This window comes from Streptomyces sp. NPDC060028, assembly GCF_042736725.1.
Lineage (GTDB): Bacteria > Actinomycetota > Actinomycetes > Streptomycetales > Streptomycetaceae > Streptomyces.
The window spans coordinates 123,492-139,949 of the sequence record NZ_JBHWVJ010000004.1; the positions used below are offsets into that span (position 1 = coordinate 123,492).

The 16,458-nt window shown below is 73.0% G+C and carries 14 protein-coding genes; 1 reads left to right on the plus strand and 13 read right to left on the minus strand.

Annotation, left to right across the window (positions count from 1 at the left end; genetic code table 11):
• Positions 1-64: 64 nt before the first annotated feature.
• On the plus strand, positions 65-562 hold the full coding sequence (locus ACFWBF_RS03705; protein ID WP_385225963.1) for a MarR family winged helix-turn-helix transcriptional regulator: 498 nt from the start codon (positions 65-67) through the stop codon (positions 560-562).
• Here ACFWBF_RS03705 and ACFWBF_RS03710 read toward each other — a convergent pair.
• From ACFWBF_RS03710 to rsmI, 13 genes are all read right to left on the minus strand, one after another.
• The gene (locus ACFWBF_RS03710) at positions 521-1,297 is read right to left on the minus strand and encodes a LuxR C-terminal-related transcriptional regulator (RefSeq protein ID WP_385594568.1); all 777 of its coding nucleotides are present in this window, start codon (positions 1,295-1,297) and stop codon (positions 521-523) included. The genes ACFWBF_RS03705 and ACFWBF_RS03710 overlap by 42 nt on opposite strands.
• A 489-nt stretch (positions 1,298-1,786) precedes the next feature.
• Entirely contained in the window at positions 1,787-2,746 is a 960-nt protein-coding gene (gene galE, locus ACFWBF_RS03715) for a UDP-glucose 4-epimerase GalE (protein WP_385594571.1), read from the minus strand.
• An 83-nt stretch (positions 2,747-2,829) separates the two neighbouring features.
• On the minus strand, positions 2,830-3,516 hold the full coding sequence (locus ACFWBF_RS03720) for a response regulator transcription factor (protein ID WP_385594758.1): 687 nt from the start codon (positions 3,514-3,516) through the stop codon (positions 2,830-2,832).
• A 128-nt stretch (positions 3,517-3,644) separates the two neighbouring features.
• A complete protein-coding gene (locus tag ACFWBF_RS03725) occupies positions 3,645-5,300 on the minus strand; it encodes a PQQ-binding-like beta-propeller repeat protein (protein ID WP_385594574.1) in 1,656 nt (551 codons plus the stop codon).
• 121 nt (positions 5,301-5,421) lie between these two features.
• A complete protein-coding gene (locus tag ACFWBF_RS03730) occupies positions 5,422-7,080 on the minus strand; it encodes a PQQ-binding-like beta-propeller repeat protein (protein WP_385594576.1) in 1,659 nt (552 codons plus the stop codon).
• A 146-nt stretch (positions 7,081-7,226) separates the two neighbouring features.
• The gene (locus tag ACFWBF_RS03735) at positions 7,227-9,023 is read right to left on the minus strand and encodes an ABC-F family ATP-binding cassette domain-containing protein (protein ID WP_385594579.1); all 1,797 of its coding nucleotides are present in this window, start codon (positions 9,021-9,023) and stop codon (positions 7,227-7,229) included.
• A 28-nt stretch (positions 9,024-9,051) separates the two neighbouring features.
• On the minus strand, positions 9,052-10,380 hold the full coding sequence (locus ACFWBF_RS03740; protein WP_385594581.1) for an acyltransferase: 1,329 nt from the start codon (positions 10,378-10,380) through the stop codon (positions 9,052-9,054).
• A 103-nt stretch (positions 10,381-10,483) separates the two neighbouring features.
• A complete protein-coding gene (locus ACFWBF_RS03745) occupies positions 10,484-11,392 on the minus strand; it encodes a 4-(cytidine 5'-diphospho)-2-C-methyl-D-erythritol kinase (RefSeq protein WP_385594584.1) in 909 nt (302 codons plus the stop codon).
• On the minus strand, positions 11,389-12,288 hold the full coding sequence (gene rsmA, locus ACFWBF_RS03750; RefSeq protein WP_385594587.1) for a 16S rRNA (adenine(1518)-N(6)/adenine(1519)-N(6))-dimethyltransferase RsmA: 900 nt from the start codon (positions 12,286-12,288) through the stop codon (positions 11,389-11,391). The genes ACFWBF_RS03745 and rsmA overlap by 4 nt, the downstream gene beginning before the upstream one ends.
• Positions 12,285-13,511 carry a ubiquitin-like domain-containing protein gene (locus ACFWBF_RS03755; protein ID WP_385594761.1) on the minus strand — a complete coding sequence of 409 codons (1,227 nt, stop codon included), beginning with the start codon at positions 13,509-13,511 and terminating at the stop codon, positions 12,285-12,287. The genes rsmA and ACFWBF_RS03755 overlap by 4 nt, the downstream gene beginning before the upstream one ends.
• 343 nt (positions 13,512-13,854) lie before the next feature.
• Positions 13,855-14,739, minus strand: a complete 885-nt coding sequence (locus ACFWBF_RS03760) for a TatD family hydrolase (protein WP_385594590.1) — start codon at positions 14,737-14,739, stop codon at positions 13,855-13,857.
• 10 nt (positions 14,740-14,749) lie between these two features.
• A complete protein-coding gene (locus ACFWBF_RS03765) occupies positions 14,750-15,250 on the minus strand; it encodes a hypothetical protein (protein ID WP_385594592.1) in 501 nt (166 codons plus the stop codon).
• A 160-nt stretch (positions 15,251-15,410) separates the two neighbouring features.
• Positions 15,411-16,334 carry a 16S rRNA (cytidine(1402)-2'-O)-methyltransferase gene (gene rsmI, locus ACFWBF_RS03770; protein ID WP_385594595.1) on the minus strand — a complete coding sequence of 308 codons (924 nt, stop codon included), beginning with the start codon at positions 16,332-16,334 and terminating at the stop codon, positions 15,411-15,413.
• Between the last annotated feature and the right edge of the window lie 124 nt (positions 16,335-16,458).

Below are 16,458 nucleotides of genomic sequence, written 5' to 3' on the forward strand. Positions count from 1 at the left end.
ACATCAGCACGAGATTCTTGATGTGAAGAGACTTCACATCGACAGACCCCTTACACTGATCGGCATGGAGGACGAGGTCGACCGACTGGTCGCGGCATGGCGGCGGGAACGCCCTGACCTCGACGTGGAACCGCTCGAGGTGCTGAGCCGCGTCAGCAGGCTCGCGCGCCACCTCGACCGCGCGCGCAGGCTGGCCTTCGCCGAGCACGGCCTGGAGCCTTGGGAGTTCGACGTCCTGACCTCCCTGCGACGTGCCGGGGCGCCGTACCAGCTCTCGCCGGGACAGCTGCTGACGCAGACCCTGGTCACCTCGGGCACCATGACCAATCGCATCGACCGCCTTGCCAAGAAGGGCCTCGTCGAGCGGCTGCCCGACCCCAGCGACCGCCGCGGGGTCCTGGTGCGGCTCACCCCCGAGGGCCGCGACCGCGCCGACCAGGCACTGGCCGGGCTGCTGGCCCAGGAGCGGGCGATCCTGGCCCAGCTCTCGCGGACCGAGCGCGGCGATCTGGCCGCGCTGCTACGCCAGTTGACCGCTCCGTTCGACAACGTCCCCGGCTAGGTCCGCGGGCCGTACGCCCGCCCGCCGGGCCAGTGCCACCGCCGCCAGGGTGGAGTGCACGCCCAGCTTGCCCAGCACGTTCTGCATGTGGGTGCGGACGGTGTGCGGGGACAGGAACAGCCGCGCGGCCACGTCCTTGCGGCCCAGCCCCGCCACCATGCAGCGCAGCACCTCGTGTTCGCGCGGAGTGAGGGACTCCACGAGCCGTTCGCTGTCCGTACGGTGCTTGCGCGCCGCCGTCAGCTCCCGGAGCACCCCGGTGAGCAGCGCGGGCGGCAGGTGCGTCTCCTCGCGCAGGACCCCGCGGACGACCGCCAGCAGCCGGGAGAGCGAGCAGTCCTTCGCCACCCACCCGGAGGCCCCCGCCTGGAGCGCGAGGGCGGCCCGGCGCGGGTCGTCGCGCTCGGCCAGGACGACCGTGCGGACCCCGGGGTGGGACACCCGTACGCCCGCCACCAGTGCGATGCCGTCGGAGCCGGGCGGTGGCCCGGCGCCCGGGCCGGAGCCGGATTCCCGCTGCGCGGGCACGACGCCGACGACCGCGCCGAGGTCGGCGTCGACCAGCAGGACGTCGAAGCGGCGGCCCTCGGCCGCCGCGCGTTCGAGGCAGCGCAGCGCGGCGGGGCCGCTGCCGGCCGCGGACACGTCCACGTCCGGCTCGGCCGCCAGTGCGGCGGCCAGGGATTCGGCGAAGATGCGGTGATCGTCGACCACGAGAACACGGATACGAACCACAAAACCCCCAAGGGTCGGGGAACGGACGGCGGCGGGTACGGCGCCCGGACCGGGTGGCCCACAGCTGCCGCGGCCGCCGCCGAGACATCTCTGCAACTACCCCGGACCGGACGTCGTACCCGACTTGTCTCGACCCCTGAATCAACGCCGGCCCCCACCGGTGTCACGCATCAGCGTAGGGCCGGGGGTCGCTCGCGGTTGGCCGAATAGCAGAAGTTTTCCCTGCGATTTTCCGGCGGGGCGGTCCCGAACGGCCTTTGCCGTGGCTTGAATTCAACTGTCCGGAAGGCCCGGAAGGAGGGTGCCGGCAGGGCCTGTGCCACGGGCAGTTGCACGATGGGCATTTCACTCGGCGTGCGCACGCCGGGCGCCCGCGCACAGCGCCCCCCTCCGGCGCGCACCGCACACACACGCGCCCCCGGCGCCGAGGTGGCGCCGGGGGCGGATGGAACGCGGAGCGGTGCGCGCGGGCGCGACGGTCGCGAGCGGTCAGGAGCGGTGCGTGCGCGCGAAGTTCCAGGCGTCCGTCACGATGCCGGTGAGGTCGGAGCGCGTCGGGCTCCAGCCGAGCTTCCGGCGGGCCGTCTCCGCGGAGGCGACGAGCACCGCCGGGTCGCCGGGGCGGCGCGGGGAGACGATCTCCGGGATCTCCCGCCCCGTGACCTTGCGGACGGTCTCGATGACCTCCCGGACCGAGAAACCGCTGCCGTTGCCGAGGTTGCAGATCAGGTGCTCCCCCTCGGCGGCCACCCGCAGCGCGTCCAGGTGGGCGCGCGCCAGGTCGGCGACGTGGATGTAGTCGCGGACGCAGGTGCCGTCCGGGGTCGGGTAGTCCTCGCCGAACACCGAGATGGACTCCCGCTCCCCCAGCGCCACCTGCAGCACCAGCGGGATCAGGTGCGTCTCGGGGTCGTGCCGCTCGCCGTACTGGCCGTACGCGCCCGCCACGTTGAAGTAGCGCAGGGACACCGCCGCCAGGCCGTGCGCCGCGCACTCCCCCGCGATCATGTGGTCGACGGCCAGCTTCGAGGCCCCGTACGGGTTGGAGGGCGCGGTCACCGAGGCCTCGGTGAGCAGCTCCTCGACCGGCTCCCCGTAGGTGGCGGCGGTGGAGGAGAACACCAGCTTGCGCACCCCCGCCTCGCGCATCGCGGTCAGCAGGGCCAGGGTGCCGCCGACGTTGTTGTCCCAGTACTTGCCGGGGTTCGCCACGGACTCGGCGACCTGCGAGGAGGCCGCGAAGTGCAGTACCGCCTCGTAGGAGGAGTCCAGGTACTCGGCCGCGTCCTGGATCCGGGCGTCGATGAACCGGGCGCCCTCGGGGAGCCCGGACCGGAAGCCGGTGGTGAGGTTGTCCACGATCGTGACCTCGTGGCCCGCCTCGAGGAGGTGCGCCGCCACGACACTGCCCACATAGCCGGCACCGCCGGTCACCAGGTATTTGCTCAACGGTCCATCACCTCTCGCGCGGGGGCGCGCGCGATTGCGCGTGCTGACTCTGGATACCTGATTCCGCCCCGCCGGGGAAATCCTCAGAGCTGCGCGACCCCGGACGGCAGCCCCGCCCGGTCCAGCAGGCCGGTGCGCGCGGCCAGTGCGGCCGCCTCCAGCCGCGAGCCCACGCCCAGCTTCATCAGCACCCGCTGCACGTGCGTACGGGCGGTGCTCGGCGCGATCGCCATCCCGGAGGCGATGAGCCGGGTGTCCTCGCCCTCCGCGACCCGGACCAGCACCTCGACCTCCCGGGGGGTGAGCAGCCGTAGCAGTCTGCTGCCCTCGTCGTCGGGCTGGGCGGCGGGGTTGAGCAGCTCGGCGAAGGCCCCTTGCAGCAGCTGCGGGGAGATCGCGACCTCGCCCGCCCGTGCCTTGGCCAGCGCCCGCTCCACGCCCTCGATGCGCTCGTCGTGCCGTACGTAGCCCGAGGCGCCCGCGGCGAAGGCCGCCGCGATCCCGCGCGGACTCGGCACCGGGCCTAGCACGACCACGGCGATCTGCGGGCGCTCCCGCTTGATCCGCACGATCGGCTCGAAGACCCCGGGCTCGGCGGGGGTCGCGGTGCCCAGGAGGCAGACGTCCGGGGCGCGGCTGATGACCAGTTCGGCGGCGCCCGCGGCCGGGGCGGCCGCCGCGAGGACCCGGTGGCCGCGCAGTTTCAGGGCCGAGGCGAGCGCCTCGGCCAGCAGCCGGTGCTCGTCGACCACCATGACCCGTACGCCCATCGCGCCACCCACCCCCCACCCTTCTGACCCGGCAAGCTACACGCTTGTTCGACGGCGCGAGGCGGATACCGACGAGAAGCCCCCGATCGGTACGGACCGTTCGGGGGCTTCCGGTGTGGCTGCGCAGGTCAGCTGGCGGTGAAGGAGACGAAGAGGTACTCGGGATCGCCGCTGTCGTAGGAGGACTTGCGCACCGAGGGACGCGCGATGAACAGCTTTCCGTTGTGGTAGCGGTACTCCGCCCCCTCCGGCGAGTACTGGGTCTCGGCGCGCTGGGACGCCTTGTCCGCCGGGTTCTCCATGAGGAGGGTCTCCTTCATCGTCGCCGCGTCGATGGTGACGATCTGACCGCCCTTGTCGTACGGGGGGATCTTGTACGCGATGATGTTCGACCCGTCCATCCGCAGCGGCATGATCTCGTACCGCTCACCGGCGTCCGCACGGTCGCTGGTCTGCTTGCCGGTCTCCAGGTCGAAGGAGACGATCTCGTTGGTCTTGCCGAACTCCGCCGTGCCCTGGTGCTCGTACGACGGCATGTAGATCTTGCCGTTGCCGACCACCATGTTGATGCACTTCTCGACCTCGGTGCCCCCGCACTTGGGGTTGAAGTTGCCCGAGGTGAGCGGGATGCGCGCCTTCAGCTGGCCCGCGTCGTCGACGACGAACAGGTCGCTGACGCCGGTGGCGTTCTTGGCCGTGTTGTTGATGTTGGCCGAGACGATCAGCGGCTTGGTCGAGACGATGCTCGCCCACTCGATGCCCTGCGAGAGCTTGTACGAGAACTTCGGCGCGCCCGAGACCGGGTCGAGCGCCTGCGCGTACAGGGTCTGGTTCGGGATGCGGCCGCACTTGCGGATCACGGCGAGGGCCGGGCCGCCGGCGTAGCCGAGGTCGTAGCAGCCTTCGCCGTCGACCTTGGGCGTCCACAGCGGCTTGCCGTCGGCGAGGTTCCAGGCCGCGCCGCCGTAGAGGCCGCCCGCGGCGACGGTCTGGCCGCTGAGGGTCACCTCGGAGAAGACCACGGCCTTGTCGCCGCTGGTCTGGGACTTGGCGGTGGCCGACCACAGGAGCTTGCCGGTGTTCAGGTCGATGACACCGACCTGGGTGCACTGCGGGTACTTCCGGTCGGCCGTCGGCAGCGCCTCGTCGAACATGATGGCGGTCTTGTTGTCGGAGACGTACGAGGTCGCCGCGCAGATGTTGGCCGGGAGCGGGGTCTCCCACTTCTTGCCGCCGTCGACCAGGTTGTAGCCGACGACCTTCGTCACATCGGACTTGATGTACGTGGTGTCGGTGATCCACGAGCCGCGGACGGTGACCATGTCGTCCGGCTTGGGCATCGCGAGGTTGAGCAGCGTCTTCGACTTGGTGCTCTTCGGCGGCTTCTCGCTGCCGACCGCGCCGGCCGGGGACTTGCCCTTGTCACCGCCCGGGGAGGTGCTCGCACCGCCGTCGGCGGTGGTGTTCGAGGCGCCGCCCTTGCCGTCGTCGGAGACGTACCAGAAGCCGCCGCCGACGATGAGGACGATGGCCAGCAGGGCCGCTCCGACGATCATCAGCTGGGTGCGCACCGCGCCGCCGCCGGCCGCGGAGCCCTCGGCCGGGGCCTGGGCCGCGTACATGGGCGTGGTCTGCGCACCGTACGGCGACTGGGCGCCGGGCTGCTGCTGCGGGTAGCCGTAGCTCGCCTGCGGGTAGCCGTACGCGGCCTGCCCGGGGGCGGTCGGCGGCTGCGCCGGGGCGGCCGGGGGCTGCGCCGGCGGCTGCGGGGCCGTCGGCGGCATGGGCGGTACGGGCGGCCGATGCTCTTGCGGCGCGCCGAAACCGCCGGACGGCGGCTGGCTGGGGGGCGGCGGGGTGCTCATCGTGTACTGCTGCCTCTCGGTGGGCGCTCGGTGGACTCGTTCACTTGCCGAAGACCATCAGGAACTTCTCGTCCTTGCCCTGGGCGCGCAGGCTGGAGGCGGAGAGGAAGAACCGGCCGTCCACGTAGTCGATCTTCGGGGAGCTGAAGGAGCTCTCGATCGGAGCGGCGGGGCCGGACGGGTTGCGCAGGACCGCGGTGGGAGTGCCGCCGCCGGCCGGGATGGTGAGGACCTCGCCGCCCTTGTCGTCCTCGGCCTGGCGATAGACGACCACCTGGCCGCCGGCGGCCTTGACCGGAACGAGGGTGCGGCCCTCGCCCGCCGGGGTGCGCCACTTCTCCTTGCCGCTGGCCAGGTCGAAGGCGACGAGCTCGTTGCCCTTGCCCGCGTCGGGCGCGGTGGGCAGGTAGAGGGTGTTGGAGTCCACGGAGGCGGAGCCGCAGGACTGAAGGGACCGCTCGAAGCCGCGCCCGCAGCTTGCCGCGAAACTGCCCTGGCCGGCGACGGTCGCGCGCGGCTTGCCGTCGGGGCCCAGGACGATGATCGAGCGTTCCTTCTTCTCGTCGTTGCCGATGTCGAGCACGATCGGGTCGAGCGCGTACACGGTGGTGACCTTGAAGCCCTTGGGGAGCCGGTAGCTCCAGGTCTTCTTCCCGGTGACCGGGTCGGCGTCCTGGACCTCGACCGTGTGGTCCTCGTCCTGGCAGGTCGCCACCGCGATCGCCTTGCCGTTGCCGGCGGCGTACTCGTTCGGCTGGCAGCCGTCGGGCTGCTTGGAGGAGAAGAGCTTGTCGCCGGTGGAGACCTTGAACGCGCTGCTCTGTCCCAGCCGGCTGACGATGACCGTGTCACCGGTGATGGCGAGGTTCGGGGAGCTGAAGATGTCGAAGAGGCCCTCCTTGGGCACCTCGTGCGACCAGCCCTCCTTGCCCGTCTTGAGGTCGACCATCCGCATCTGGTTGCAGTTGGCGGAGTCGGACTCGCCGTCCATGTACATGACGACGGTCTTGCCGTCGGCGGTGGTCTGGCCGGTGACGCCGCAGACGACCGCCGGGAAGGCCATCGTCCACTTCTCCTTGCCGTCGGCCGCCGCGTAGCCGGTGAGGGTCTTCCAGACCGACTTGACGACGGTGCCGCCGACGATCCACTGGCCCGTGGCGTCGACGCCCGAGCCGGGTCCGTCGATCTTGCTGGTCTTGAGCCAGAGGACCTTGTCCTCGCCCTGCTTGCGGCCGGCGTTGAGGTCGCTCGCCGTAGCCCCGCCGTTGCCGCTGCCGTCGCCGCTGTCCACGGAGGCGGAGGCGGACGGCTTGTCGTCGGCGGGCGTCGATCCCTGCGCGACGGGCTGGTCCTTGCCCTTGCCCTCGCCCTTGAAGAAGGCGAAGTACGCACCGGTGCCGAGTATGAGCACGCCGGCGACGGCGGCCGCGATCAGCACGGTCGCCCGCTTCTTCGACGGCGGCGGCATCCCGGGGGCACCCATCGGCACGCCGGGCGGCATGTGCGGGGGCGGCGGCGGGAAGCCGTGGCCGCCGCCCGGGGGCTGCTGACCGTACGGCGGCTGCTGTTGGGGCTGCTGGGCGTACGGGTTCTGGCCGCCGGGCGGCGGGTAGCCGTAACCGGGCTGCGGCGGACCGGGCAGGTGCCCGTAACCGGAAGGCGTTGGCGGCTGGTTCGGCGGCTGGGGCGGCTCGGTCATCAGCGCTAACCTTCGGCGTCGGGTGGCGGGGGGATGACCTTTCTATCACTGACAGCGCGCATACATCGGGCCGGTCCACCCCCTGTTCCCAAGGGAGGACCGGCCCGTGACGCCGCCGTTATCCGGCCAGTTGCAAACGGGAGCGCTCAGGCCTCCTCCGCCAGCTCCAGCCAGCGCATTTCCAACTCGTCCCGGCCCGAGATCAGTTCGCGCAGCTCTGCGTCGAGCTTGGCGACCTTGTCGAAGTCGGTGGAATTCTCGGCGATCTGGGCGTGCAGGCCGCTCTCCCGGTCCGCCATCTTGTTGAGCTGCCGCTCGATCTTCTGCAGCTCCTTCTTCGCGGCGCGGGAGTCGCCCGAGGCGGTCGACTTGGCCGCGGCCGGCGCGGGCGCCGGGGCGGCCGCCTCGATCATCCGCCGACGGCGCTCCAGGTACTCGTCCAGACCGCGCGGCAGCATCCGCAGGCTCGCGTCCCCGAGCAGCGCCATCACCGTGTCGGTGGTGCGCTCGATGAAGAACCGGTCGTGGGAGATCACGATCATCGAGCCGGGCCAGCCGTCGAGGAGGTCCTCAAGCTGGGTGAGGGTCTCGATGTCGAGGTCGTTGGTGGGCTCGTCGAGGAACAGGACGTTCGGCTCGTCCATCAGCAGCCGCAGGATCTGCAGCCGGCGCCGCTCACCACCGGACAGGTCACCGACCGGCGTCCACTGCTTCTCCTTGGTGAAGCCGAACTGCTCGCACAGCTGGCCCGCCGTCATCTCGCGTCCCTTGCCGAGGTCGACCCGGTCGCGCACGCGCTGGACGGCCTCCAGGACCCGCAGGGAGGGGTCGAGTTCGCCGACCTCCTGGGAGAGGTAGGCGAGCCGGACGGTCTTGCCGACGGTGACGGAGCCGGCCGCGGGCTGGACCTCGCCCTGGGTGCGGGCGGCCTCGGCGAGGGCCCGCAGCAGGGAGGTCTTCCCGGCGCCGTTGACACCGACGAGGCCCACGCGGTCGCCGGGGCCCAGGTGCCAGGTGAGGTGCTTGAGCAGCGTCTTCGGCCCGGCCTGGACGGTGACGTCCTCCAGGTCGAACACGGTCTTGCCGAGGCGGGCGTTGGCGAACTTCATCAGCTCGGAGGTGTCGCGCGGCGGCGGCACGTCGGCGATGAGCTCGTTGGCCGCCTCGATGCGGTAGCGCGGCTTGGAGGTGCGCGCGGGGGCGCCGCGGCGCAGCCAGGCCAGCTCCTTGCGCATCAGGTTCTGCCGCTTGGACTCCTCGGTGGCGGCGATCCTGTCGCGCTCGGCGCGGGAGAAGACGTAGTCGCTGTAGCCGCCCTCGTACTCGTGGACGTCACCGCGCTGCACGTCCCACATGCGGGTGCAGACCTGGTCCAGGAACCAGCGGTCGTGCGTGACGCAGACCAGGGCGGAGCGGCGCTCCTGGAGGTGTTTGGCCAGCCAGGAGATGCCCTCGACGTCGAGGTGGTTGGTGGGCTCGTCGAGCACCAGGAGGTCCTGGTCGGCGATGAGCAGCTGGGCGAGCGCGATGCGGCGGCGCTCGCCGCCGGAGAGCGGGCCGATGACGGTGTCGAGGCCCTGCCCGAAGCCGGGCAGGTCCAGGCCGCCGAAGAGGCCCGTCAGCACGTCGCGGATCTTCGCGTTGCCGGCCCACTCGTGGTCCGCCATGTCCCGGATGATCTCGTGGCGGATGGTGGCCGCGGGGTCGAGGGAGTCGTGCTGGGTGAGTACGCCCATGCGCAGGCCGCCGGACTGGGTGACCCGGCCGGTGTCGGGCTCCTCCAGCTTGGCGAGCATCCGGATGAGGGTGGTCTTCCCGTCGCCGTTGCGGCCGACGACACCGATCCGGTCCCCCTCGGACACGCCGAGGGAGATGCCGTCGAGCAGGGTACGGGTTCCGTACACCTTGCTGACTGCCTCGACATTGACCAGATTGACGGCCATCAGACGCGCTCCAGGTAAGGGGGGTGGATCAGCCCCTCAGCCTAACCCTCCGGGGGGCGGCGGATCGTTCCACCAGGAGCCAGCCGCCCAGCGCCATGCCGATCGCGGCGGGGGCGGTGAGCGGGAGCGCGACCAGGGTGGCGCTGTGGCCGTGCAGGAGGCCGCCCAGGCCTGTCATGGACAGCCCGAGGATGCCGAGCAGGCACAGGGTGATCCCGGCGGCGGCCAGGGGTCCGCGACCGGGGGCGGCGCCGCTGTCGCCGGGGGCCTCGAAACGCCGGAAGGCGGCCACGAGTACGCCGGTCAGCGCGGCCGCGGCCACCATCCGCACCGGCACCTGCGCCCACCACGCGGCGGAGGCGGGGTCGGGGAGTGCGAAGCCGAGGCCGAGCTGGAGGGCGTACACCGCCAGCATGGCGGTGAGGTGCCACAGGAAGGCGGTCATGGCGATCCCGTTGGCGGCGACGACCGCGCGCCAGGCGCGGGGCCGGGCCAGCAGCCGGCCGGCGGGGCGCCGCAGCAGCTCCACGGCCCCGACGAGCCACATCCCGTGGCACAGCAGGGCGAGGGTGGGCGGGGCCATGTTGGACACCTTCTCGCCGGGCATTCCGACCATGGAGAGCGGGTACGGCCCGTACGCGACCAGGGCGACGGCGCCCAGCAGTCCGGCGGCGGCGAGCCCGGCGGGGCGCCGCGGGCGGCGCAGGCGGCCGTCGGCGCGCAGGAAGCCGAGCTGGTGGACGGCGAGCCAGACGAAGCCGAAGTTCAGGAACTCGACGTACGGCACACCGAGGGCGAAGCGCAGTACGTCCACGAGCGCGGCGGCGCCCGCGAGCAACCCGAAGGCGCCCCAGCCCCACCGCTCGTGCAGCCTGAGCAGGGGCGGGGTGAAGGCGACCATGGCGAGGTAGATCCCGATGAACCACAGCGGCTGCGTCACCAGCCGCAGCGCGGCCCCGGACAGCCGCCCGTCACCGCCGCCGGCGAGCTGCACGGCGAGTGCGAAGGCGGTCCAGACGAGGACGAAGACGAGGGTGGGCCGCAGCAGCCGCCGCAGCCGGGCCCGCAGGAAGACGGCGTACACGGGCCCGTCGGCCTTGCGGCGCACGGACCGGTAGGACAGGGCGTGGGAGAACCCGCCGACGAAGAAGAACACGGGCATGACCTGCAGCCCCCAGGTGAGCACCTGCAGCGCCGGCAGCACCGCGAGCAGGTTCCCTATACCGTCCCCGCTGACGGCGGCCATCAGCCAGTGCCCGCAGATGACGGTACCCAGCGAGGCGACGCGCAACAGGTCGACGTACCGGTCCCGCGCGGGGGGCGTCGCGGCGGCGAGTTCGCGTGTGCTGACTGTCATGGCCCCACGGTCGCGGCCGACCGCCGCCTCCCGACAGGGTGCGGGTACTCAACTCCCGTCTGAGTACGGGTGCGTGCGACCCCGCTACCGCGGCGCCGCGGGGTCAGGACGGCAGGACCGTCGCGCCCGGGGCGGGGGAGGCGGCCACGCGCGTCGCGCGGCAGGTGCCGGACGCGGCCAGGGCCGCGGCGACCTTCTCGGCGGATTCCGGGTCCCGGCACAGGAAGGCCGTCGTGGGCCCCGACCCCGAGACCAGCGCGGCCAGCGCACCGGCTTCGGTGCCCGCCGCCAGGGTGTCGGCCAGGCGCGGCCGCAGCGAGAGCGCGGCGGGCTGGAGGTCATTGGCCAGGGTCGCCGCCAGCGCGTCCGGGTCACCCGAGGCGAGGGCCGCCAACAGGGCCGGCGAGGCCTGCGGGACCGGGATCCCGCGCCCCTCGGCGAGCCGGTCGAACTCGCGGAACACCGCCGGGGTGGACAGCCCGCCGTCGGCCACGGCGAACACCCAGTGGAACGCCCCCGCCTCCAGCGGGGCCAGCACCTCACCCCGCCCCGTGCCCAGCGCCGCGCCGCCCACCAGGCTGAAGGGGACGTCGCTGCCCAGCTCGGCGCAGATGTCGAGCAGTTCCTCGCGCGGGGTGCCCAGCCCCCACAGCGCGTCGCAGGCCAGCAGGGCCGCCGCGCCGTCGGCGCTGCCGCCCGCCATGCCGCCCGCGACCGGGATGTTCTTGGCGATGTGGAGGTGTACTGCGGGGTCGAGCCCGGCCCGGGCCGCGAGCGTCTCGGCCGCCCGCGCCGCCAGGTTCGTACGGTCCAGCGGCACCTGGTCGGCGTCCGGGCCGGCGCAGGTGACCGTCAGCTCGTCGGCGGGGGTCACGGTGACCTCGTCGTACAGGGAGACCGCGAGGAACACGTTGGCCAGGTCGTGGAAGCCGTCGGGCCGCGCCGCGCCGACCGCCAGCTGCACGTTGACCTTCGCCGGAACCCGTACGGTCACGCGCGCCGCCGCGCTCACAGCGCGGGCCTCTCCGCCGCCGGCTTGTGCTCGGCGATCGCGGCGAACTGCTCCACCGTCAGCGACTCCCCGCGCGCCTGCGGCGAGATGCCCGCGGCGACCAGGGCCGCCTCCGCGCCCGCCGCCGACCCGGCCCAGCCGGCCAGCGCCGCGCGCAGCGTCTTGCGGCGCTGGGCGAAGGCCGCGTCGACCACGGCGAAGACCTGCGCCTTGGTGGCGGTGGTCTTGATCGGCTCGGTGCGCCGCACGAGCGAGACGAGACCGGAGTCGACGTTGGGCGCGGGCCAGAAGACCTTGCGGCCGATGGACCCGGCGCGCTTGACGTGCGCGTACCAGTTGGCCTTGACGGAGGGCACCCCGTACACCTTGTTGCCCGGCTCGGCGGCGAGCCGGTCGGCGACCTCCGCCTGCACCATGACCAGGGTCCGCTCGATGCTCGGGAACCGGTCGAGCATGGTCAGCAGCACCGGAACGGCCACGTTGTACGGCAGGTTCGCGACGAGCGCGGTCGGCGCCGGGCCGGGCAGTTCCTTTACGAGCATCGCGTCGGAGTGGACCAGCGCGAAGCGGTCCTTCTTCTGCGGCATCCGCGCCTCGATGGTCGCGGGCAGCGCCGCGGCCAGGATGTCGTCGATCTCGACGGCGACGACCCGGTCCGCGGCCTCCAGCAGCGCGAGCGTCAGCGAGCCCAGACCCGGCCCGACCTCGACGACCACGTCGTCCGGCCGCACCTCGGCGGTGCGCACGATCCGGCGCACCGTGTTGGCGTCGATGACGAAGTTCTGCCCCTTCTGCTTCGTCGGGCGTACGCCGAGGGCGTCGGCCAGCTCTCGGATGTCGGCCGCGCCGAGAAGGGCGTCGGAAGTCTTTTCGGGCTGCTGCTCTGCGGTGCTCACCGGTAAAGCCTACGGCCGCAGTGGGGCCAGGGACTCGCCCCCCGCTGCACGTAGAGCTTCTTCGCCCGGTACGTCTGTTCCGGGCCCGGGGCGTCCTGGGGGCGGCCGCTGCCGCCGAGGGCCTGCCAGGTGCGGACGTCGAACTGGTAGAGGCCGCCGTACGTCCCTGACGGGTCGGTCGCGGCGGGGCGGCCGCCGGACTCGCACTGGGCCAGGGCGCCCCAGTCGAGGCCGTCCGCTCCGGCGACGGAGGCGGGCAGTGGCTTCGTGCCGACCTTGACGAGTTGCGTGACGGGCTCGCGGACCGTCTCCTCGGCGATCCGGCGGGGTTTTTGGGGGACGCCGTTGACGGTGCGCACGCTGTACGTGGCCCGGCGCGCCCCGGGGCGACCGGCGCGCTCGACGACCTCGGTGCCGGCGAAGAGGGCGGCGTCCTTGACCTTCTCGGTCTCGTACGGGATGCGTTCCTCGCGGACTTCGCGGGTGCCGGTGATGCGGAGCACGGTGACGGTCTGGCCGTCGCGCGGGAAGGCGCCGGGCGCCACCGAGGTGGTGTCCTGGCCGTGCAGGGTGATGCCCGCCTGGCCGAGGGCCTCCTGGACGGTGGCGGCGTTGGTGCGCAGGGTGGTCTCGCGGCCGTCGGCCATGAAGGTGATGCTGCGTTCGGTGCGCACGGCGAGGGTCAGGCCGGCGCGCGGTACGGGGGCGGTGCGCGGGGCGGAGAGGTAGGCGCCTTCGGCGCGGATGCCGAACTGGCGCAGGGCCCCGTCCACGGTGCGGGCGGTGGTCCACACCTGGCGCTGCTGTCCGTCGAGGGTGAGCCGCAGGGGGCGGCCGTAGCGGACGACGACCGTCTCTCCGTCGTCCAGGGCCTCTCCCGGGGCCGGGGCGACGAGGTCGTGGGGGCCGACGCCGAGGCCTTCGGCACCGAGCAGTTCGTCGACGTCGTCGGCGAAGGTGTGCAGGGTCTGCGGGACCCCGTCCACGGTGAGCCGCACCGTCTTGTCGGCGGCGACGAAGGCCGTGGTGCCGCCCGCCAGGAACGCGACGACCAGGGCCTGGGGCACGATCCGCCGCCAGGTCCCGGCGGGGGTGGGCGCGAGGAGGGCGCCGGAGCGCCGGGCTCCCGGCCCGGCGGCGGCCCGGCGCCGCCCGGTGCCGCGCCCCGGGACCGGCAGGACCGGCTCGGGCGGGGTGGGTTCGGGCAGGACCGGCTGGGGCAGGACGGACGGGCCCGCTTCGGTGCGCCGGCGGCGGCCGGTGGGCGGCTGCGCCTGCGGCTCGGGCGCCCTGCCCCGGGCCCGGCGCCCCGACCCGCCCCGGGGCGATGGCACGCCGGGCCCGGGCTCCCGATGGGGCCCCGGCTCGGGGCTCCGGGACGGCGCCGGGGCCGGGGCCGGCCAGGACACCGGGCCGGTCCCTTCCCCGTACACCCCCGTGAAAGGGCTATCGCTCACGACGCTCGCTCCACTGGTCCGTCCCCGCTGCTCCGGGCACGGCACCCTAGCGGAGCGACCGTCACTCACCAAAGCCGGGCGGCTACCCAGTGTGGCGAACGGGTGTGCGTCAGTACCCGAACGCGCGCGCAGTGTTCGCGGCCAGCGCCGTCGCCATGGCGTCCTCGTCGATGCCGCGGGCCGCCGCCATCGCCCGTACCGTCAGCGGAATGAGGTACGGCGCGTTGGGCCGTCCGCGGTACGGCGCCGGGGTCAGGTACGGCGCGTCCGTCTCGACCAGCACCAGCTCCAGGGGGGCCACCGCCAGGGCCTCGCGCAGCGGCGCGGCGTTCTTGAAGGTGACCGTCCCGGCGAAGGACATGTAGTACCCGGCGGCGGCGCACTCGCGGGCCATCTCCGCGTCCCCGGAGTAGCAGTGGAACACCGTGCGCTCCGGCGCGCCCTCCTCGCGCAGGACGCGCAGCACGTCGGCGTGGGCCTCGCGGTCGTGGATCACGAGTGCCTTGCCCTGCCGCTTGGCGATCTCGATGTGGGCCCGGAAGGAACGCTCCTGCGCGGCCATGCCCTCGGGGCCGGTGCGGAAGTAGTCGAGTCCGGTCTCGCCGACCGCCTTCACGTGCGGGAGCGCGGCGAGCGCCTCGATCTCGGCCAGCGCGTCGTCGAGCGCGCCCTCGCCGCCGCCGGCCCGCGCGCCCTGCCGCGACCATCCGTCGGGGTCGCCGTGCACGATGCGGGGGGCTTCGTTCGGGTGAAGGGCCACGGCCGCGTGGACGTTCTCGTACGCGGCGGCCGTCTCGGCGGCCCAGCGCGAGCCCTTCACGTCGCAGCCGACCTGTACCACGGTGGTCACGCCGACGGAGGCGGCCTTGGCCAGGCCCTCCTCGACGGTGCCGGACTGCATGTCCAGGTGGGTGTGGGAGTCCGCCACCGCCACCCGGAGGGGCTCGGGCAGCGGCGGCGGTGCGTCCTTCGAAGCGGTGCTCGTGGTGCTCATGCGCCCGATCTTATGACCGGCGCAGCAGCCCCATCAGGCGGGCGAACAGGCCCCGGCGCCGGCCGGCCTCGTCGATGGAGACGGGTCCCGGCGCGTCGTGCAGGTGAGTCGCCTTGCGCGGCTTCGGGGGCTTGGGGGCCCGGGGGACGTTCTCGCCCGCGGGCACCGGTCCGGCGATCCCGGGGGCGATGCGGTGGTGGTAGAGGTGGTCGATCATGCCGAGGACGGAGGAGACCTGGCCGGCCCGCATGATGCGTACGACGTGGCCGCCGCAGTTGTGGCAGGTCGGGTTCGACAGCGGAGAGGGCACCCGCTCCCCGTTGACCGTGTACATGATGAACGGCTGACCCTTGCCGTCGACGTGGTGTTCGATCTCGCACGCCTGCTCCCAGCCGTACCCGCACTTCATGCAGGCGAACGAATAGGCCTCGTGCACGGTCTGCACGGCAGGTGCGGAGACGGCGGGTACGGCGACGGGTACGGGTACCGGGGTGTCAGCGATCTCACTCATGCCAGCTCCTCTTGTTCCACTGGTGCCATTGCCAGTGGACGCCTCTTCGGGCGGGAGCGCATCAGGCCATGTCCAGTATTGGACGGTCTTTGGCCCACTCATGCCCAAAGCGCCCGGCGCGCGGTCTGAGCTTTGCTTTTCAGGTTAGCTCTTTACCGACTTACGGCATCTTTTGTGCCGCATTCTTTGCCGCCACGACCGCGTCGAAGACCTCGCGCTTGGGTACCCCCGCCTCCGCCGCGACCGCGGCGATCGCCTCCTTGCGACGCTCCCCCGCCTCCTCGCGCACCTGCACCCTGCGCACCAGCTCCTCGGCGTCCACGTCGCCCGGCGCCGCGGCCGGGGCGCCCTCGACGACGACGGTGATCTCGCCGCGGACGCCCTCCGCCGCCCAGGCGGCCAGCTCGCCGAGTCCGCCGCGCTTGATCTCCTCGTACGTCTTGGTCAGCTCGCGGCACACGGCGGCCCGGCGGTCCGCGCCGAAGACCTCGGCCATCGCGGCCAGGGTGTCGTCGAGCCGGTGCGGGGCCTCGAAGTAGACGAGCGTGCGCCGCTCGCCCTCCACCTCGCGCAGCCGGCCCAGGCGCTCGCCCGCCTTGCGCGGCAGGAACCCCTCGAAGCAGAACCGGTCCACCGGCAGACCGGACAGTGCGAGTGCGGTGAGTACGGCGGAGGGCCCGGGTACGGCCGTGACCTTGATGTCCTTCTCCACGGCGGCGGCGACCAGCCGGTAGCCGGGGTCGGAGACGGACGGCATGCCGGCGTCGGTCACCAGCAGCACCCGCTTGCCCGCCTGCAGCGCCTCGACCAGCTCCGGGGTGCGTGCGGACTCGTTGCCCTCGAAGTACGACACGACGCGCCCGGTGGTGTGCACACCCAGGCCCTGAGTGAGGCGGCGCAGCCGCCGGGTGTCCTCGGCGGCGACCACGTCGGCCCGCTCCAGCTCGGCCCCCAGGCGGGGCGGGGCGTCGGCGAGGTCGCCGATCGGCGTCCCGGCGAGGACGAGGACGCCGGGGGCGCCGGGCGCGCCCTGGGCGCCGTGGGAGGGGGAGGTGTCGGTGGCGCGGGGCTGGTCAGTGGTCACCGCCCCATCCTCTCAGCCGCCACGGCCGGCCCGGCCGTCGCTGCCGTCCCGGCCGCCGCCCGCCCGGCCCGGCCGTCGCCGCCGCGACGCACGACGCTCCTTGATCCCCCGGGCACTGGGGTAC